Origin of the sequence: Streptomyces sp. NPDC057939 (assembly GCF_042887545.1) — a bacterium.
Classification (GTDB): Bacteria; Actinomycetota; Actinomycetes; order Streptomycetales; family Streptomycetaceae; genus Streptomyces.
The window spans coordinates 23,950-41,869 of the sequence record NZ_JBHVPG010000026.1 but is presented as its reverse complement, the minus strand read 5'-3'; the positions used below and the strand labels follow the sequence as shown (position 1 = coordinate 41,869).

Below are 17,920 nucleotides of genomic sequence, written 5' to 3'. Positions count from 1 at the left end.
TCCCGGTACGGACCGCGACGCGCGGGGGGCCCGCACCGATGGTGCGGGCCCCCGGCCCTCGTGCCGCGCGTCCCGGAGGTCAGGCGGGAACGATGTTCTCCGCCTGCGGGCCCTTCTGGCCCTGCGTGACGTCGAAGTTGACCTTCTGGCCTTCCTGGAGCTCACGGAAGCCCTGGGTGGCGATGTTCGAGTAGTGGGCGAACACGTCGGCGCCGCCGCCGTCCTGCTCGATGAAGCCGAAACCCTTTTCCGCGTTGAACCACTTCACGGTGCCGGATGCCATTTGGATTCTCCTTCGGGGCTGTGCCGGGGGCCGCACCGTGCGGACACCGGAGTCGACGTGATGTTTGACCCGTCCGAAAAGCATCCGGAAATAAAAAGTGCGCCCCCCGGCAATCCGGAAGGAGCACTTGAAATATTTGGGAACCACACCCGCAACTGGACTGCACCGTAGCACAGAGAGCCCTGGTGAAAGCGGAGAGTTACCACGTCCGGAGTACGCCGTCGGGCTCAGGCGCGGAATTCTTCGCTGCGGGTCGGGGAGGCCTCGGCCAGTGCGGTGGCGACGTCGTCGGCCCCCGCGCGCAGTCCGTAGACGGGGGTGTTGGGCTGCTGGCGCCAGGAGTCGTCGATCCCGCCGGCGTCGACGGTGTCGAAACCGAGTTCGTCGATGAGGTTCCGGACGGTCTTCTTGGCGTCGTCGTCGTCCCCGGCGACGGGCAGGGCGATGCGCTCGGGGTCGCCGGCGGGCCGGGGCCGCGCGAGGAGGTCCTCGGCGTAGGTCCCGTTGAAGGCCTTGATGACGGGGTGGCCGAGGTGCCCCTCGGTCCAGCGGCTCTCGGTCAGGCCGTCGTCCTCGATGGCCGCGATGCGGCCGTCGCGCTGCTTCGGGTAGTAGTTGCCGGTGTCGATGACGACGAAGCCCTCGGCTGCTCCGGCGAAGAGGCCGGACGGCAGGTCGGGCACGTTCTTGAGGGGGACGGTGACCACCACGACCTCGGCGTCGCGGGCCGCCTCGGCGACGGTGACCGGGGTGGCGCCGGTCTCCTCGGCCAGGGCGGTCAGCGTCTCGGGACCGCGGGAGTTCGCGACGGCGACGTGGTGCCCAAGGGTGGTGAGCCTGCGGGTGAGATTGCCGCCGATGTTGCCGGCGCCGATGATGCCGATCTTCATGAGCTCTCCAGTGCGTACCGGTTCCAATATGACGTCCGTTCGAACCGCGCGGGGATCCCGCGCATTCCTCCCGGGCGGCCTTCCTTTTCCCCGCATCGCCCGAACGAGCGAATTTCGGCCATTTCCCCGGCGGCACGAACCGACGGGTGCGAGTGCCCGTCATCAAGGACAGTGCGGTGACCGCATCGGCACGCACCCGGCACGGGGAAAGGCACCGACCATGTCCATGCTTTCGAAGAAGCGCGTCACTTCCGTCGCCGTCGCCGCCACCGCGGGCGCGGCCGCCCTGGTGTTCGCGGTCGCCACCGGTACGTCGGCGACCGCATCGGCACCCCAGTCCGTCTCGGGCAGCCCGGAGGGGGCCTTCACCCGGATCGCCGACTTCTACGGCTCGTACATCGACGCGGTGTACGAGGGCGACGGGAGGACGGCCGACCAGCTGCGCGCCTTCTACCTCTCCGAGCCCCTCCAGCAGGAGTTGAAGCGGTGGGAGGACGCCAACCACGCCAACGGCGTGCTGCGCGCGCAGAACGTGCCGGCCCGCTGGAAGGTCACGTCCACGGGCAGCGGGACGGGCAAGACCAACGCGACGGTCAGCCTCACCTGGGGCAGCGATACCACCGAGATCCACGTCCGGGCCGACCTGAGGACGAAGAAGATCGTCTCCATCGAGGACTGACCCGACCGCGGGCGACCGAACCGACGGCGGGCGGCCGAACCGCCCACATGTCACAGGACGACAGTGGGGCCCGCCGACGGCGGGCCCCACTGTCGCGCGCCGGGCCCGGGGCCCGGCGGAGGTTACGCGCCGCTCGCGTCGAGCATGCCCTCGCGCTCCACGATCTTCACGCGCTCGCGGCCCTCGGCCTCGCCGAGCGCCTTCTCGGCCGCGTCCAGCCTGTACCAGCCCTCCCAGGTGGTGAAGCGGACCTGGCGCTCCGTCAGGAAGGTCTCCACCGCTGCCGGTTCGGGCGTGGACGGGGTGAGCAGCCGGCCTTCCGCGTGGTCGACCAGCAGGTTGGCGACGGTCTCGTTCGCATCACCCTTGGTGTGGCCGATCAGGCCGATCGGGCCGCGTCGGATCCAGCCGGTCACGTACGTCGAGGCGAGGTGGGCGCCGTTCTCGATGACCCGGCCGCCCTCGTCGGGGACGGTGCCCGACTCGACGTCCCAGGGGAGCTTGGGGAGCTCGTCCGAGAGGTAGCCGACCGCGCGGTACACCGACTGGACGTCCCAGGTGGTGAACTCGCCGGTGCCCTTGACGTTGCCGGTGCCGTCGAGCTCGGTGCGCTCGGTGCGCAGGCCCACGACCTTGCCGTCCTCGCCGACGATCTCGGCGGGGGACTCGAAGAAGTGCAGGAAGAGCTTGTGCGGGCGGTCGCCGATGTCGCGGATCGCCCAGTTCTCCAGGGTCTTGGCGACCATGTCCGCCTGCTTGTTGCCGCGGCGGGTGGTGATCGAGCCCTCGTCGTAGTCGATGTCCTCGGGGTTGACGATGACCTCGATGTTGGGCGAGTGGTCGAGCTCGCGCAGCTCCATCGGGCTGAACTTGGCCTGCGCCGGGCCGCGGCGGCCGAAGACGTGGACCTCGAGGGCCTTGTTGGCCTTCAGGCCGTCGTACACGTTGGCCGGGATCTCGGTGGGCAGCAGCTCGTCGGCGGTCTTCGCGAGGATGCGGGCCACGTCGAGGGCGACGTTGCCGACGCCGAGGACGGCGACCTTCTCGGCCTCGAGCGGCCAGGTGCGCGGGACGTCGGGGTGGCCGTCGTACCAGGAGACGAAGTCCGCCGCGCCGTAGGAGCCATCGAGCTCGACGCCCGGGATGCTCAGGGCGCGGTCGGCGGTGGCACCGGTGGAGAAGATCACCGCGTCGTAGAACGAGTGCAGTTCGTCGAGCGAGATGTCGTTCGGGTAGTCGACGTTGCCGAACAGGCGGACCTGGGGCTTGTCGAGCACCTGGTGCAGGGCGGTGATGATGCCCTTGATGCGGGGGTGGTCGGGTGCCACTCCGTAGCGGATGAGGCCGAAGGGCGCCGGCATCCGCTCGAAGATGTCGATGGACACGCCGGGAGCGGCAGCCGCCTCGGACTTCAGCAGCGCGTCGGCGGCGTAGATGCCGGCGGGGCCGGCACCGACGATTGCTACCCGCAGGGAGCGAGGCATGACTGGGTTCCCTTCGACCGAAAATCAGACTGATCAAGGCAAACCCTAAACTAAGGCCACCCTAACCCAACACCCGCCCCCGGTTTATGACCCCATAAGCCGGGCCTATGGCTTACCAAAGTCTGACTTTGGGCTGACGGTGCCGTCGACGACGGCACCGGTTCGGAGCACGGCGATGCCCAGGGGGCGGTTGCCCGCGGGGAGCCGTCGGGACTCCCCCGTGTCCAGGTCGACGACGGTGATGCCGTTCCAGTGGCCGTCACGGGTGAAGCCGCCGGTCACGTAGGCGGTCCTCCCGTCGCGGGAGACGGCCACGTCCTCGTGCGGGCCCCGCAGCGGGTGGACCCGCTCGGTCCCGTCCGGGGAGCGGACCGTGAGGGAGGGGCCCCGCCCCTCGGACGGATCGACCGCTCCCGTGCCGACGACCAGGAGACGGCCGTCCGGGGTGACCGCGGCCCCGTGCTGGTGGGTGTCGGCCGTCATGGGCTCGACGGTGACGCGACCGGTCCGGGGATCGACCACGGCCAACCGCTCCCCCTCGAAGGGGAGCAGCAACATGCCGTCCGTCGGGCGGACCGCGGTGTAGTGCGGCTTCAACCACGCCCCGAGGCCGCCCTCGGTGCCGTACGGTGCCACCTCGATCCGGCGTGGCCGCAGCGAGCCCGTATCGACGACGGTGACGTCGAAGGAGTCGTGGTTGGTGACGTAGACGGCGCCGCCGTCACCGGAGACGTCCACGTCGAAGGGCCGGCGGCCGACCGGGACGGCCGCGGTGACCGCGCCCGCGGCGGTGTCCACGACCTCCATGACGCCCGGGCCGCCGGGCACGTTGACCCCCACGTACGCGTGCGCGCCGTCCGGGGAGAGCGCGATGCCCATGCCGCCGCCGCGGTACTCGCCGTCCCTGACCGGGCCGGTGTCGGTCCGGTACGGGATCAGCGCGGTCCGGGTGCGGGCCCGGGTGTCGACGACGGCGACGCCCTCGGCGGTGGCCACCCAGGCCCGGCCGTCCGCCCCGACGGCCAGGCCGTACGGGGCCCGGCCGACGGGGACGGAGGCGATCGGGCCGCGCGCGGGGTCCACGAAGGTGACGCTGCCCGCGCCGAAGTCCGCCACGAGGAGGGTGCCCGCCGGCGTCGGGGACGCGGCGGGGAGCGGGGCCGACACCGGGGCCGGCGGTGCCGTCCGGCCGGGGTCCAGGCCGGGGTCCGCGCCGGCGCACGCGCCGAGCAACAGGGCCGCGCCGAGCACGGTGAGGACCGTACGGGGTGTGCGTGCGGGGCGCCTCACCGGCCGGCCCCCGGCTCCGGCCGCGGCCGGGTGTCCGGCGCGGCGGCCGCGGCGAGGAGGCGGGCCATGCCGTCGAAGCCGCGCCGGACGGCGTGCTGGTGGGCGGTGACCCCGGCCAGGTCGGCCAGGGCGGGGTCCGCGCCCGCCGTGAGCAACAACCGGACGATCTCCTCGTGGCGCGGGCCTCCGTCGCCGAGGATGACCGCCTCCAGCAGGGCCGTCCAGCCGAGCCGGTTGACGTGGTTCACGTCGATGGCGGTCTCCGCCAGCAGGGCCCGGACGTAGCCGGTGTGGCCGCGTTCGGCGGCCGGGATGAGGGAGATGCCGCCGAAGCGGTTGAGCTGCTTCAGGTCGGGGTCCGCCGTCAGCAGCAGCCGCATCATGCGCACGCTGCCGGTGACGCCGGTGACCAGCCAGGGGCTGTCCGCGCGGGCGTCGGCCGCGTCCGGATCGGCCCCGGCCGCGAGCAGCGGGCGGGCCGCTTCGAGGTGGTCGCCGATCACGGCGAGGAGCAGCGCGGTGCGCAGTTGGTCGTCTCGCGCGTCCACGGCGGCTCCGGCGGCGAGGGCGGCGCTCACCGCGGCCCCGTCGCCGCGGGCGGCGGCGTCCAGCAACGTTCGGTCGTGCGGGTTCATGGTGTCCTTCCGGCTCCGGGGCGGGAGGTGCTCGTGCCCGTCCCCGGTTCCATGCTGGTCCCGCTCCACCGCTGCGACGGTCCGCCCGGTGGAGGCGGCCTCCCCGCTCTCCGGTGGACCCCAGGGTCATCCGATCGGTCGATGCGCCGCCGGGCGGCTCAGGCCTCGTACTCGGTGAGGTCGATGCTGTGGAGGGAGAGCAGCGCCCCGGACTCGGGGTGGTTGAGGGTTCCGTCCTCGGCCATGCCGAGCTTGCGGATCACGTTCTCCGAGTCCTCGTTGCCCGCGCGGTTGACGCAGATCACCCGGTCGAGACCGCGGTCCTGGAGGGCGAATTCGAGGGTGGCCTGGGCTGCCTCGGAGGCGTAGCCCTGGCCCCAGTAGGAGCGTCCGAGGCGCCAGGTGATCTCGACGGCGGGCATCACCTGGGGCAGGTGTTCGGGAACGGACAGGCCGACGGCCCCGATCAGTTCGCCGGAGGCGAGGAGCTCGACGGCGAAGAGACCGAAGCCCTCCTCGTCCCACTCGTCCTCCCAGCGCTCGATGGCTTCGGCGGTCGCGTCCAGGTCGAGGGTGGAGCCGTCGTCGATCCAGCGCATCACCTCCGGGTCGGCGTGGATCTCCGAAAGGGGGACGAGGTCGTCGTCGCTCCAGCGGCGCAGGATGAGGCGGGGGGTACGGATCTCGGTCATGCCCACATCCTGCCGAACGCGGCCGACCAGCGGTAATCGGGTCCTTCATTGCGGCCGTATTGCGGGTTCGTGGCCATCCGCGGGTGTTCTCCCGCGGGCCCGTGCGGGGTCCTACGGTGCGTGGGGAAACCGTCACGAAGGAGTGTCCCGCCCATGTCCCTCGACGTCTCGGACGAGAGCCGGTACGACCGTACGCGCCTGCGGCAGTGGGCGCGCGGACGCGCCCGTTCCGCCGGAGTGGACCGCCGTCACCTGCTGAAGCTGTTCGCCGCCGGTGCCGCCGCCGCGGGACCGCTCGGACTCGGGGCCGGAGCGGGTACGGCCGGGGCCGCCGAGGCCTCGGGGGCGGCGGGGGCGGCGGCGCCGGGCATCGTCAAGGCCTTGCCGCCCGAGCTGTTCACCGTACGGGGCACCAACGCCGAGACGAACTTCGCGGCCCTTCGGGGTACCGGGCCGCTCACCCCCATCGACCGTTTCTTCGTCCGCAACCACACCTCCACGCCCCGGCCGGCGGCGCGTGACTGGACGTTGCGGGTGTGGGGCGACGGCCTCGCCGGCGGGCCGGTGGAGTTCTCGTACGAGCGGCTGCGCGCGCTCCCGGCGGTCGAGCGGACCCTGTTCATCGAGTGCGCGGGAAACGGCCGGAGCTTCTACACCAGCCAGCAGGGTCGGCCGGTCAGCGGCACGGCATGGACGCTCGGCGCGATCGGGGTCGCGCACTGGCGGGGCGCGCGGCTGTCCGACGTCCTGCGGCGGGCCGGCATACGCCGGGACGCGGTCGACGTCCTGCCGCGCGGGCTGGACGACGAGGTGGTGACGAACGGGGTGAACCTCGGGCGGGTGCGGCGGCCGCTGCCCGTCCCGAAGGCGCTGGACGACGTGATCCTCGCGTACGAGATGAACGGGCAGCCGTTGCCCGCGGACCACGGGGCACCCGTGCGCGTCGTGGTGCCGAACTGGATCGGGATCTCCTCGATCAAATGGGTCGGGGACATCGAGGTCAGCAGCACCCCGCTCTACACCCCGTGGAACACGGACCTGTACCGGCTGTTCGGGCCGGAGCACCCAGCGGAGGGCAGTGCCCCGCTGACCCGGCAGACCCTCAAGAGCGCCTTCGAGCTGGAGCTCGGCGCGAGCGTCCCGGTCCACCGGACGCGGCTGCTGACCGGGCGGTCCTGGTCGGGCGCCGCACCCGTGCACCGGGTGGAGGTGAGCACGGACGGCGGGATCCGCTGGCAGCGCGCCCGGCTGCACGACACCCCGCGCCGGGGCAGTTGGGTCCGCTGGTCGGTGCCGTGGACCCCGCGCACCGCGGGGCCGACGGCCCTGCTGGCCCGGGCGACGGACGCCACGGGCCGTACGCAGCCCGCGACGGCGGTCCACAACACGCAGGGGTACCTGTTCGACGCGGTGGTGCGCCACCCCGTGACGGTGGTCTGACCGGGGCCCGGCCGGCGGGCCGGTCAGGGCCGGTGGAAGCGCACCTCCGGGGCGTCGGCTGCCGGGCCGTCGAGGACCGGCCGGGGCCGGCCCTTGAGGTGCTGGTCGAAGAAGGCGCCGACGTACCGCCGGGTCAGCTCGACCGACCGGGCGCCGGGCAGCGGCGTCCCGGGGTCGGGGATGCCCAGCTCGTCGCCGAGGTGGGGGAAGTCGGTGAAGGTGAAGTGGCCCGAGTCGGCGAAGGTGATCCAGCGCTTCCAGCCGTCGAGCAGGGGCCAGTCCCGGTCCCAGGTGGAGTCCTTGCCGGGTGTCCGGTCCGCCTTGCCGATCAACATGAAGGGCCGACCGCCGAGCCCGGTGGCGGGTACGGGTGTCGCCAGGCCGCCGTCCATGTCGACACCGGCCCGGACCCGGCCGTCGGCCGCCATGGCCGCCGCAGCGGAGGCGCCGCCGATGGAGTGACCGGCCATGGCGATGCGGTGCGGGTCGATCAGCCCGGCGCGGTGCCAGGCCGGGTCGCGTCCGGTGAGCCGGTCCAGCAGGAAGGACACGTCACGGGCGCGGCCGTCGCTGACCGCCTTGTAGCCGGCGTCGCCGCCGGTCTTCTCGCAGGCGAGGCACTGCAACACGCGTCCTCCCGGGAAGGCCGTGCCCGCGCTCTCGTGGGCGTGGTCCACGGCGGCGACGACGTAGCCCCGCGAGGCCAGGTCCTCGGCGAGGGAGGTGAGGGTGGCCCGGGGTACGGAGAATCCGGGCGAGAGCACGATCAGCGGGTACCGGCCGGCTGCGGGGCGGGCCCCGGACCGGGAGTGCGACGCGGTGTCCGCGAGGGTCCGCGGGGACACCAGCCCGTCCAACCCCCGGTCGACGAGCAGCAGTCGGGCCTCCTCCTCGGTGAGGTAGCGCACCGGTCCGCCGGTGCCGCGCAGGGCCGGGTAGCGCATGGTCACCATCAGTTCGCGCGGTCCGGACCCCGACCAGTGGTCGGTACGGGAGCGGTCGACGAGGTGGAGGGTGTCCTGACCGACGGCGAACCGGCCGGTGGGGCGCGGGAGTTCGGGGGCCTTCCGGGGAGTCTGCGCGGCGGCGGGCGCGACCGCCGCGGACGACCCGGCGGCGACCGCGGTACCGGAGGCGACCGGCAACAACGGGAGGACGAGGGTGAGCAGGACCAGGGAGGCGGCGGTTCGACGGCGTGTCATACGGGCGAACCTATGCCGGTGGTCGGTCGCCGGTCGTCCGCTGCACGGACGACCGGCGACCGGCCTCAAGTCGTAGGCACCGGGCCGGAGATCATCCTTGATGGGGACACCTGACCCCGGGTCACCCGACGGTGATCGCGTCGAGTTTCGCCCGCAGGTAGGCGTGCGAGTCCACCGGCGGGTACGCCACCCGGCCGAGCGGCGCGGGCAGGGACTCCACGCGGGTCCCCGCGTCGCACTCGTAGAAGTAGACGAGCGAGACCAGTTCCTCGGCCGGGGCGTGGGCGGGCGGCGGCAGCACCCGGTGGCGGCCCGCCCGCCAGCGGTCCCCGGTCCAACGGGCCAGCAGGTCACCGATGTTGACGGTCAGCGCGGCCGGGTCGTACGGCGCGTCCTGCCAGCCGCCGGCGTCCGTGTGGATCTGCAGGCCGCCCGCGCCGGGCTCGCGGTCCAGGACGGTGACCGTCCCGAAGTCGGTGTGCGCCCCGATGCGGAACTGTCCGGGCAGCGGCTGCCCGACCGTCTCCGTACCGGGGTACCAGTTCAGGTTGAACCCCCAGGTGGGATGGCCGGTGTGCCGGGTGAAGTGGTCGGCGGGCAGGTCGAGGGCGGTCGCGAGGAGTTCCAGCAGCTCGTCACTGAGAGCCCTCATCCGCGCCAGGTACCGGCGCGCCCGCGGTCCGAGTTCCGGCGTCTCGGCGGGCCAGACGTTCGGCCGGAACCACTCGGCGTCCACCGCGGGGTCTCCCGTCGGGTCCTCGGCCGCGCAGGACCATGACTCCTTCAGGTCGGGCGGGGACGCGGCACCCTCCGCGTAGCTGTTGGCCTCGGCGCCGGGTCCGAGCCAGCCGCGCCCGCCGACGCGGACGGCGTACGGCCGCTTGACCGAGGCCGGCAGCCGGAAGAAGGAGCGGGCCTCCTCCCGGATCCGGGCGGGCAGCGCGGGATGCACGCCGTGGCCGGTGACCAGGAGGAACCCGGCCTCCTGGAGGGCCCCGTCGACACGGGCGGCGATGCGGGCCCGGGTGGCGGCGTCGCCCGCCCGCCACGCTCCGAGATCGATCACGGGGACGGGGGAACCGGTCATGCGGGACCTGCCTTCCGGACGGTGGAGGGGCATCCGGGGAAAGCGTAGGGCCGTCCGGGCCGACACGTGGGCGGGCCGGGCCGGCACGTGGGCGGGCCGGGCCGGCACCCCGACCGGTGGGTCGGGCGGCCGGGGCGGCGGTCAGTCCGGAAGTCGCTCCCCGCAGCGCGAGCAGTAGCGGGCGGCGGACTCGGTGGCGGGACGCCCGCAGTCGGCGCAGACGCGGTGGAGCAGGCAGGCAGGCTCCCCGCCCTCCGGCGCCGGGAGGGCGGCGGGCATGGGAGCGGGCCGGTCGGCGGGCGCGCCCGCGGCGGCGGTGCCGATCCCGAGGCCGGGGCGGCGGGTGTGGACGGTCAGGTACGTCAGCCCGTCCGGTCCGGCGGTCAGCGAGCGACGGGCGTTCCGCGCGAGCCACACCGCGGAGTGGGGCCGCAGGTCGAGCGGGCCGTCGTCGGTGTCCATCCGGCCGCCGCCCTCGACGACGACGAGCAGGACGTCGAGCGCCGGCTCCGCGTGCTCCCCGATGACCGCGCGGGGGCGCAACCGGATGAGGTTCGAGTCCAGGCCGCGGCCGCTGCCGGTCAGCCGCCACAGCGCCCCGGTCGCGTCGGCCGGGGCATCGGCGATCACCGCGTCGAGGTCCGTGAGGACCCCGGCGAGGTGGGGGTGCGTCGTCATGCTGGTCCTTCCCTGCCTGCTGCGCGTGCCTTCGCAGTCATACACGATCACGAGCGGTCGTTCGGGCCCGATCGGCGCATTGTTCCTCCACGGTCTCACCCCCACCACGGGGTTCGTACGCGTGCCCGATAAAGTCGTCGGCGGATCGCGTCGGCCCGACCCGGCACGGAGCGCGAAGTCCGGCAGGCGGTGACCACCGCCACCGGCCCTCCTGCCCGTCCCCTCGTCCGCCGCCCCGCCTTCCCACCCCCTTCCCGCCTTACCGCCTGCCCAGCGCGGTCCCGCCCGCCGCACCCGCACCCGCACCCGCACCGGAAACCTGCCCCCGTATGAGTCCCAGCACCACCACCGTCACCGCCGCTCCCCCGCATCCCGACCCGGGTGCGACGGGCCCGCGACCCCGCTCCCGGCTGATGGCGGCCAAGGCCCCCGCCCGCCCCAGCGCGGCCGCCGCCCTCCACAGCGTGAGCGCGGCGACGACCGTCCTGCTGGCCCTGGTCGGCATCGGCGCCATGATCCACGAACCGGTCCTGATACCCCCGCTGGCCGCCAGCGCCGCCCTCGTGCACAGTGCGCCCACCCTGCCCCTCGCGCAGCCGCGCGGCGTCGTCATCGGGCACATGGTGGGGGCCGCCGTCGGATACGCGGCCCTCGCGGTGGCGGGCAGCAGCGCCTGGACGGCGGCCGTGGCGGCCGGACTGACCCTGGCGCTGCTCACCGTCGCCCGCACCCCGCACTCGCCGGCCGTCGCCACCGCCGTCGTCACGGTGCTCCAGACCCCCGCGCCCGCCCGCTTCGTGCCGCTTCTCCTCGGCTCGACCGTACTCCTCGTACTCACCGGGTACGCCGGTTCCCGCATCCGCCGCAAGGCCCCGAGGTACCCCGCCTACTGGTGGTGACCTGCGGGCGCGCCTGCACTGGCCGAGGGGGCCCGGGCGCTACTTCTTGTCCTGGGACGGCGCAGTGGCAGTGGTGGCGGACGAGAGGCGGCACACATGGCGGAGATGACGACGAAGGACGTGTTCGGGGCGCCCTGTTGGGTGAACCTCATGGCCCGTGACATGGCCGGCGCGCAGCGCTTCTACGGCGCGGTCGTGGGCTGGGAGTTCCGCCCGGCCCGTCTCGGCGGCGAGTTCTCGGTGGCCGTGCTGGACGGGGTACCGGTGGCGGGCATCGGGGCCCTCGCCTCCGACCTCGGGGTGGCGGTCGCCTGGACCCCTTACTTCGCCGTCGATGACGTGGACGTGGCGGCGAGCCGGATCCGCGAGCGCAGCGGCACCGTCGCCGTCGGGCCGGTCTCCTTCCCCTCGGGCGGGCGGGCCGCGCTCGTCGCCGATCTGGAGGGCGCGGTCTTCGGGATCTGGGACGGTCCCGTCTCGTCCGGCTGGCGCGTCGGCGTGGGCCCGGCGCCCGCCTGGTTGGAACTGCGCACGCGCAACGCGTTCGACGCGGCGCTCTTCTACGGCGAGGTGCTGGAGTGGGCGACCGGTCGCGCGGGGTGCTGCGAGGTCTCGTACGAGCAGGACCAGGTGGTGCTGCGGCAGGGCGGCGAGCCGGTCGCCCGCTTGAACAGCGGGCCCGTGGAGATGGCCGCCTACACCCCGCACACCCGGCCCCGCTGGCACGTGCACTTCCGCGTCCCGGTGCTGGAGCCGGCCGTCGAGGCGGCGGTCTCCCTCGGCGGGCGCGCCGTCTCCGAGGTCGCCTCGGCCGGCCACGAACGCTCGGTCACCCTGCGCGACCCGGACGGAGCGCTGTTCACGCTGACGACCGCCGTCGAATGACGGCGGCCGTGCCTCCCCGGCGGCGGCGACTGTGGGTGGCTCCGGGCATCACCGCGGCTCACGACATCACGATCACGGCGGTTCGGGGAAGAACGGCAGGTAGTCCTGCCCCGGATCGGAGGGAATGACGGCGTAGCTCGCCTCGGGCAGTTCGTTCCACACCCCGGGCAGGTCGCCGAGCGGTTCCGACACCACCAGCCGGGAGGCGTCGGACAGGTCGCGCAGGAAGTCGATCTCCGGGTGGAGCTGGCGCACGGTCTCGGCCCTGGCGCTGTAGAACAGCGAACGGGACCTGCCCTCGCTGGAGTAGCGGAACGCCCAGACGCGTTCGCCGTCGCTGACGGCGACGGTCATCTGGAGCGGATCGGGCACGCCGTGCTCCTTGCCGAGGCGTTCCACGAGGCCCGCCATCCGTGCCACCGCGCCGGGGACGTCCTGGTCGAGGCCGAAGGTGACGGCCAGGTAGAACATCACCTCCGAGTCGGTCGAGCCCTCGATGGACGGGAAGAGCGCGGGGTCGACGGCCATGCACAGGTCGCGCTGGAGGCGCTGGAAGTCGGTGATCGCCCCGTTGTGCATCCACAGCCAGCGTCCGTGCCGGAACGGATGGCAGTTGGTCTGCTGGATCGCCGACCCGGTGGAGGCCCGGACGTGCGCGAAGAACAGCGACGAGCGGACGTGGCCGGCCAGTTCCTGGAGGTTTCGGTTGTTCCAGGCCGGTCCGATGTCACGGAAGACCGCCGGCGTGCCGTCCCCGTCCGGGCTGTACCAGCCGATGCCGAATCCGTCGCCGTTGGTGGACTCCACCCCCATGCGGGCGTGCAGGCTCTGGTTGATGAGCGAGTGCTCGGGGCGGTAGAGAACGGCGTCGAGCAGCATGGGCGAGCCGGAATAGGCAAGCCAGCGACACATGGGCATCATCCCTTTCACAGCCAGTACCGAGCCTAACGCGGCAGCGGTCGCCGGGCCCCGGTGGCCTTGCGACACTGGGCCCGGGAGGAGGTACGCGCATGGACCCGGTGGCGGCGCTGGACCGGATCGCCTTCCTGCTGGAGCGGGCCCAGGCGCCCACGTACCGGGTCAAGGCCTTCCGTACGGCGTCGGCCGCGCTCGTGCGCATGGGCGGGTCGGAGGTCGCCGAGCGGGCCGCGGCCGGCTCGCTGGAAGCGGTCAGGGGCATCGGCCCCAAGACGGCGCAGGTGGTCCTGGAAGCGCTCGGCGGGGCCGTTCCGCAGTACCTGAGCGCCTTGGAGGACGAGGCGGCCGCGCTCCCCGAAGGTCCGCCGCCCTCCCCCGCGGCCGTGGCGCTGCGCGCCGCCCTGCGCGGGGACTGCCACCTGCATTCGGACTGGTCGGACGGCGGCAGCCCGATCGAGGCCATGGGACGGGCGTCCGCCGCGCTGGGGCACGAGTGGGCGGTGCTCACCGACCATTCGCCGCGGCTGACGGTCGCCCGGGGGCTCTCGCCGGAGCGGCTGCGCGAACAACTGCTGGTGGTGGCGGAACTGAACGCGGCGTGGGCGCCGTTCCGGCTGCTCACCGGGATCGAGTGCGACATCCTGGCGGACGGTTCGCTGGACCAGGAGCCGGAGTTGTTGGAGGAGCTCGACCTCGTCGTCGGCTCGGTCCACTCGAAGCTGCGGATGGAGTCCTCCGCGATGACGCGGCGGCTCCTGAAGGCGGTGGGCAACCCGCTGATGGACGTACTCGGGCACTGCACGGGCCGGCTGGTGACCGGCCGTACCCGCCCGGAGTCCGAGTTCGACGCCGGCGCCGTCTTCGCGGCGTGCGCCGCGTCCGGGACCGCCGTGGAGATCAACAGCCGGCCGGAGCGGCTGGACCCGCCCCGCCGGCTGCTGAGGGAGGCGGTGTCGGCGGGAGTGTTCTTCGCCATCGACACCGACGCGCACGCGCCGGGCCAGCTCGACTGGCAGGTACTGGGCTGCGGGCGGGCCGCGGAGTGCGGGGTGCCGGCCGAGCGGGTGATCAACACCTGGGCAGCGGAGGACCTCCTCGCCTGGACCCGGACCCGGCGCCCGCCCGCGTAGCGGCCCGCGCCGGCGGAGGCCTCCCGCGACGGGCTCACGGTGGTCCCGCGCCGTGCAGCAGGAGCAGCAGGACGTCGGCGCCCGCGACCGCCATCGAGCCCGCGAAGGGGATCCGGCCGTGCGCGCGGGCCGTGGCGGCCAGCAGCCCGGCGGTGACGGCGAGCAGCGTCCAGCCGTGCGGGGTGATCCGTCCCGGCGGTCCGGCGACCAGGCACACCGTCGACGCGGCGACCAGCAGGGCGGCCGCCGCTGCCGACCACCGGGCGCCGAGCCGTTGCGGCAGGCCGCGGATGCCGGTGGCCAGGTCGTCGGCGATGTCGGGCAGTACGTTGGCGAAGTGCGCCCCGGCGCCCAGCAGGGCGGCCGCGCAGGTCAGCCACGGCGGCGGCCAGGGCGCACCGGGCAGGCCCAGCGTCACGAAGGCGGGGAGCAGGCCGAAGGCGAGGGCGTAGGGGAGCCAGGACGCGGCCGTGGCCTTGAGGCGGAGGTTGTACGCCCAGGCGGCCGCCACCCCGACGAGGTGCGCCGCGGCGGCCCCGGGCCCGCAGGCGACGGAGAGCGCGACGCAGCAGAGCAGCGCGGCGAGCGCGGCGGCGCTCACCTCGGCGGGCCGTACCCGGCCGGTCGTCAGGGGTTTGTCGCGGCGGCCGGTGGCCAGGTCACGGCTCAGGTCGGCCCGGTCGTTGCACCAGCCCACCGAGAGCTGCCCCGCGGCCACCGCGCCCGCGGTGAGCGCGGAGCCCGCGGCCCCGCGGCCGGAGGCCGCCGCGAGCGCGGCGGCGAACAGGGTCACGGCGGCGGCCGGCACGGGATGGCAGGCGCGCAGCAGCCCGCCCGCCACGGCGCCGGGCGCGAACCCGGACCGGACGGGCGCGGCGCGGACGGGACCGGAGGGTTCGGGACGGGCGGGCTCGGGACGGGCGGGCTCGGGACGGGCCGAGTCGACTCGGGCAGGTCGGGCACGGGCGGACACCGTTTCACGCTACGCCGTGGCGGCACGTCGGGCCCGCACACCCCGCGTCATTCGTGATGCGGCGTCAGTTCTTCCCTATGTTGGGCCAATGACACGTGTCCTGGCAGTGAGCAGCGTGTTCCCGCCGCACCTGTACCGGCAGTCGCAGATCACGGAGGCGCTCGCCGGGTTCCTCCCGCCGGGCGCCGACGCAGCGTTGCTGCGCCGGGTCCACGCATCGGTACGCGTGGGCTCCCGCCACCTCGCGCTCCCCCTGGAGCGCTACGGCCCGGACCCCTCCTTCGGGGAGACGAACTCCGTCTTCGTCCGCACCGCCCTGGACCTCGGCGCCCTGGCCGTCTCCCGCGCCCTCACCCGGAGCACGCTCGGGGCCGGGGAGCTCGACCTGGTCATGTCGACCACGGTGACCGGGCTCGCCACCCCCTCCCTGGAGGCCCGTCTCGCCTCCCGCGCCGGGCTGCGGCCCGACGTACGGCGGGTGCCGCTCTTCGGCCTCGGCTGCGCGGCGGGCGCCGCCGGGCTGGGGCGGCTGCACGACCACCTGACGGGCCGACCCGCCGACGCGGCCCTGCTGCTGTCGACGGAGTTGTGCTCGCTCACCCTCCAGCCGAAGGACACCTCGATGGCCAACCTGGTGGCCGGGGCGCTCTTCGGGGACGGGGCCGGGGCCCTGATCGCGGTGGGCCACGGGCATCCCCTGCACGGGAGCGGTGCCGGCCCTTCGGTGGTGGCCTCCCGCAGCCGCCTCTACCCGGGCACCGAGCACCTGCTCGGGTGGGACATCGGCGACTGGGGCTTCCGCATGGTCCTGGGACGCGAACTGCCGGAGCTGGTCCGGCTGCACGTGGCGGAGGAGATCGAGTCGTTCCTGGCCTGCCACGACCTCAAACCGGCGGACGTCGACGCCTGGATCTGCCACCCGGGCGGTCCGAAGATCCTCGACGTGCTGAGCGGGGCCCTCGGCCTGCCTGAGCGCGCCTTCGCGGCGAGCCGCCGCTCCCTGGCCGCCGTCGGCAACCTGTCCTCCGCGTCCGTGCTGCACATCCTCGGCGACGTCCAGGCCGCCGGGCCGCCCGCACCCGGATCGGTGGGCCTGATGCTGGCCTTCGGACCGGGCTTCGCCTCCGAACTCGTCCTGCTGCGCTGGTGAGGTACCGATGCCGATGACCCCGTACACCCTGTACCTGATCCTCCTCGCGCTCGTGGCGGCCGAGCGGATCGCCGAGCTCGTCACCGCCCGTCGCAACGCCGCGTGGAGCCTGGAGCGCGGCGGCCGGGAGTACGGCCGCGGCCACTATCCGGCCATGGTCGCCCTGCACACCGCCCTGTTGGCGGGGTGCGCGGTGGAGCCCTGGCTGGCCGGTCGGCCCTTCCTCCCGGCCCTCGGCTGGACGGCCCTCGCCGCCGCCCTCGCCGCGCAGGGGTTGCGCTGGTGGTGCGTCACCACGCTCGGCCCGCGCTGGAACACGCGGGTGATCGTGGTGCCGGAGCTGCCGCTGGTGGCCTCGGGGCCGTACCGGCTGCTGCGCCACCCGAACTACGTGGCGGTCGTGGTCGAGGGGTTCGCCCTGCCTCTGGTGCACTCGGCCTGGTGGACGGCGGTCGCGTTCACCGCGGCGAACGCCGTGCTCCTGCGGGTGCGGATCCGCTGCGAGGACACGGCGCTCGCGGATTCCCGCACGGGGGCACCGCTCGTGGGCGCGGCACCGTGATCGACCTGCTCGTCGCGGGCGGTGGTCCGGCCGGGCTGGCGACCGCGATCCACGCCGCGTTGGCGGGGCTGGAGGCCGTCGTCGTCGAGCCGCGCCCCACACCCGTCGACAAGGCCTGCGGCGAGGGGCTGATGCCGGGTGCCGTGCGCCGCTTCGAGGAACTGGGCGTGGCGGTGGGCGGCCGGGAGTTCCACGGGATCGGGTACGTCGACGCCGGGACGGGCCTGCGGGCGCAGGGGTTGTTCCGGTCCGGCCCCGGGCGCGGCACCCGGCGCACCGATCTCCAGGCGGCCCTCGCGGACCGGGCGGCGGCGCTCGGCGTGCGGACGGTGGCGCGGCGCGTCGGCGAGGTCCACCAGGACGGCGCCGGGGTGCGGGCGGCCGGGCTCACCGCCCGCTACCTCGTCGCGGCGGACGGCCTGCACTCGCCGGTCCGGCGCGCGCTGGGCCTCACCGCGCCGACCGCCCCGGGCGCGCCGGCCCGCTACGGGCTGCGCCGGCACTACGCCGTGGCGCCGTGGAGCGACCTGGTCGAGGTGCACTGGTCGCACGGGTCGGAGGCCTACGTGACCCCGCTGGGGTCCGACCGGATCGGCGTGGCCGTACTGACCTCGGAGCAGGGGCCGTACGACCTCCAGTTGGCCCGTTTCCCGCTGCTGGCCGAACGGTTGGCGACCGGTCGGGCCGGCCCGGTGCGCGGGGCGGGCCCGCTGCGGCAGGGGGCGCGGACCCGGGTGGCGGGCCGGGTCCTGCTCGTGGGCGACGCCGCCGGATACGTCGACGCGCTGACCGGTGAGGGGCTCACGCTGGCGGTGACGGCGGCCCGGGAGCTCGTCCGGTGCGTGTGCGCCGGCCGTCCGCAGGAGTACGAACGGGCTTGGCGGCGACTGTCGTTCGGCTACCGCACCCTGACGGGGTCGCTGTTGTGGGCCCGGCGCCGAGCGCCGCTCGCGGGGCGGATCGTCCCGGCGGCGGTCCGCCTGCCCCGGGTGTTCACGGGGGCGGTGAACCTGCTCGCGCGGTGAGCCGGGCGTGTCCGGCCG

The 17,920-nt window shown here is 74.2% G+C and carries 19 protein-coding genes; 8 read left to right on the top strand and 11 right to left on the bottom strand.

The features are described from left to right. Positions 1–79 precede the first annotated feature (79 nt). Both ACFVS6_RS25660 and ACFVS6_RS25655 read right to left on the bottom strand, forming a co-directional pair. Complete coding sequence (locus ACFVS6_RS25660) at positions 80–283, bottom strand: cold-shock protein (RefSeq protein ID WP_030228921.1); 204 nt, start codon at positions 281–283, stop codon at positions 80–82. A 227-nt stretch (positions 284–510) separates the two neighbouring features. Further along, entirely contained in the window at positions 511–1,173 is a 663-nt protein-coding gene (locus tag ACFVS6_RS25655) for an NADPH-dependent F420 reductase (protein ID WP_389707242.1), read from the bottom strand. Positions 1,174–1,393: 220 nt separating this feature from the next. Here ACFVS6_RS25655 and ACFVS6_RS25650 point away from each other — a divergent pair, with 220 nt between their 5' ends. Then, complete coding sequence (locus tag ACFVS6_RS25650) at positions 1,394–1,852, top strand: hypothetical protein (RefSeq protein ID WP_389707240.1); 459 nt, start codon at positions 1,394–1,396, stop codon at positions 1,850–1,852. A 122-nt stretch (positions 1,853–1,974) separates the two neighbouring features. On the opposite strand, the gene ACFVS6_RS25645 is transcribed toward ACFVS6_RS25650, so the two are convergent. From ACFVS6_RS25645 to ACFVS6_RS25630, 4 genes are all read right to left on the bottom strand, one after another. After that, the gene (locus ACFVS6_RS25645; protein ID WP_389707238.1) at positions 1,975–3,336 is read right to left on the bottom strand and encodes an FAD-dependent oxidoreductase; all 1,362 of its coding nucleotides are present in this window, start codon (positions 3,334–3,336) and stop codon (positions 1,975–1,977) included. Between the two features lie 105 nt (positions 3,337–3,441). After that, positions 3,442–4,626 carry a YncE family protein gene (locus ACFVS6_RS25640; protein ID WP_389707236.1) on the bottom strand — a complete coding sequence of 395 codons (1,185 nt, stop codon included), beginning with the start codon at positions 4,624–4,626 and terminating at the stop codon, positions 3,442–3,444. Continuing rightward, on the bottom strand, positions 4,623–5,261 hold the full coding sequence (locus tag ACFVS6_RS25635) for an ankyrin repeat domain-containing protein (RefSeq protein ID WP_389707234.1): 639 nt from the start codon (positions 5,259–5,261) through the stop codon (positions 4,623–4,625). Before ACFVS6_RS25635 ends, ACFVS6_RS25640 begins: the two co-directional genes overlap by 4 nt. 158 nt (positions 5,262–5,419) lie before the next feature. Next, positions 5,420–5,953, bottom strand: coding sequence for a GNAT family N-acetyltransferase (locus tag ACFVS6_RS25630; protein WP_389707232.1), 534 nt, complete (start codon positions 5,951–5,953; stop codon positions 5,420–5,422). A gap of 153 nt (positions 5,954–6,106) precedes the next feature. Between ACFVS6_RS25630 and ACFVS6_RS25625 the strand changes: the two genes are divergently transcribed. Beyond that, the gene (locus ACFVS6_RS25625) at positions 6,107–7,393 is read left to right on the top strand and encodes a sulfite oxidase (protein ID WP_389707230.1); all 1,287 of its coding nucleotides are present in this window, start codon (positions 6,107–6,109) and stop codon (positions 7,391–7,393) included. A 23-nt stretch (positions 7,394–7,416) separates the two neighbouring features. On the opposite strand, the gene ACFVS6_RS25620 is transcribed toward ACFVS6_RS25625, so the two are convergent. The 3 genes from ACFVS6_RS25620 to ACFVS6_RS25610 form a co-directional block, all read right to left on the bottom strand. Then, positions 7,417–8,595, bottom strand: coding sequence for an alpha/beta hydrolase family protein (locus ACFVS6_RS25620; RefSeq protein ID WP_389707228.1), 1,179 nt, complete (start codon positions 8,593–8,595; stop codon positions 7,417–7,419). A gap of 121 nt (positions 8,596–8,716) precedes the next feature. Further along, on the bottom strand, positions 8,717–9,682 hold the full coding sequence (locus ACFVS6_RS25615; RefSeq protein ID WP_389707226.1) for an isopenicillin N synthase family dioxygenase: 966 nt from the start codon (positions 9,680–9,682) through the stop codon (positions 8,717–8,719). Positions 9,683–9,823: 141 nt separating this feature from the next. Next, entirely contained in the window at positions 9,824–10,360 is a 537-nt protein-coding gene (locus tag ACFVS6_RS25610; RefSeq protein ID WP_389707225.1) for a cupin domain-containing protein, read from the bottom strand. A 329-nt stretch (positions 10,361–10,689) separates the two neighbouring features. Here ACFVS6_RS25610 and ACFVS6_RS25605 point away from each other — a divergent pair, with 329 nt between their 5' ends. Together ACFVS6_RS25605 and ACFVS6_RS25600 are read left to right on the top strand one after the other, a co-directional pair. Then, the gene (locus ACFVS6_RS25605; protein WP_389707223.1) at positions 10,690–11,259 is read left to right on the top strand and encodes an HPP family protein; all 570 of its coding nucleotides are present in this window, start codon (positions 10,690–10,692) and stop codon (positions 11,257–11,259) included. Positions 11,260–11,355: 96 nt separating this feature from the next. Next, complete coding sequence (locus ACFVS6_RS25600; protein WP_389707221.1) at positions 11,356–12,144, top strand: VOC family protein; 789 nt, start codon at positions 11,356–11,358, stop codon at positions 12,142–12,144. Between the two features lie 72 nt (positions 12,145–12,216). Here the strand turns inward: ACFVS6_RS25600 and ACFVS6_RS25595 are convergent, their stop codons facing one another. Further along, positions 12,217–13,056, bottom strand: a complete 840-nt coding sequence (locus ACFVS6_RS25595; protein WP_385691140.1) for a class II glutamine amidotransferase — start codon at positions 13,054–13,056, stop codon at positions 12,217–12,219. Between the two features lie 98 nt (positions 13,057–13,154). On the opposite strand from ACFVS6_RS25595, the gene ACFVS6_RS25590 reads away from it, so the two are divergent. Beyond that, entirely contained in the window at positions 13,155–14,192 is a 1,038-nt protein-coding gene (locus ACFVS6_RS25590) for a PHP domain-containing protein (protein ID WP_389707219.1), read from the top strand. Between the two features lie 34 nt (positions 14,193–14,226). Here ACFVS6_RS25590 and ACFVS6_RS25585 read toward each other — a convergent pair whose 3' ends face one another. After that, complete coding sequence (locus ACFVS6_RS25585; RefSeq protein ID WP_389707217.1) at positions 14,227–15,165, bottom strand: UbiA family prenyltransferase; 939 nt, start codon at positions 15,163–15,165, stop codon at positions 14,227–14,229. Between the two features lie 88 nt (positions 15,166–15,253). On the opposite strand from ACFVS6_RS25585, the gene ACFVS6_RS25580 reads away from it, so the two are divergent. Genes ACFVS6_RS25580 through ACFVS6_RS25570 form a run of 3 tightly spaced genes read left to right on the top strand, consistent with a single transcriptional unit; the run spans position 15,254 to position 17,902 of the window. Continuing rightward, positions 15,254–16,315: a type III polyketide synthase gene (locus ACFVS6_RS25580; protein WP_389707215.1), complete on the top strand. Its 1,062-nt coding sequence runs from the start codon at positions 15,254–15,256 to the stop codon at positions 16,313–16,315. Between the two features lie 13 nt (positions 16,316–16,328). Next, positions 16,329–16,877, top strand: coding sequence for an isoprenylcysteine carboxyl methyltransferase family protein (locus tag ACFVS6_RS25575; protein WP_389707213.1), 549 nt, complete (start codon positions 16,329–16,331; stop codon positions 16,875–16,877). Beyond that, positions 16,874–17,902 (top strand): NAD(P)/FAD-dependent oxidoreductase, encoded by a 1,029-nt coding sequence (locus ACFVS6_RS25570; protein ID WP_389707211.1) that lies wholly within the window; start codon positions 16,874–16,876, stop codon positions 17,900–17,902. Before ACFVS6_RS25575 ends, ACFVS6_RS25570 begins: the two co-directional genes overlap by 4 nt. Positions 17,903–17,920: the final 18 nt, after the last annotated feature.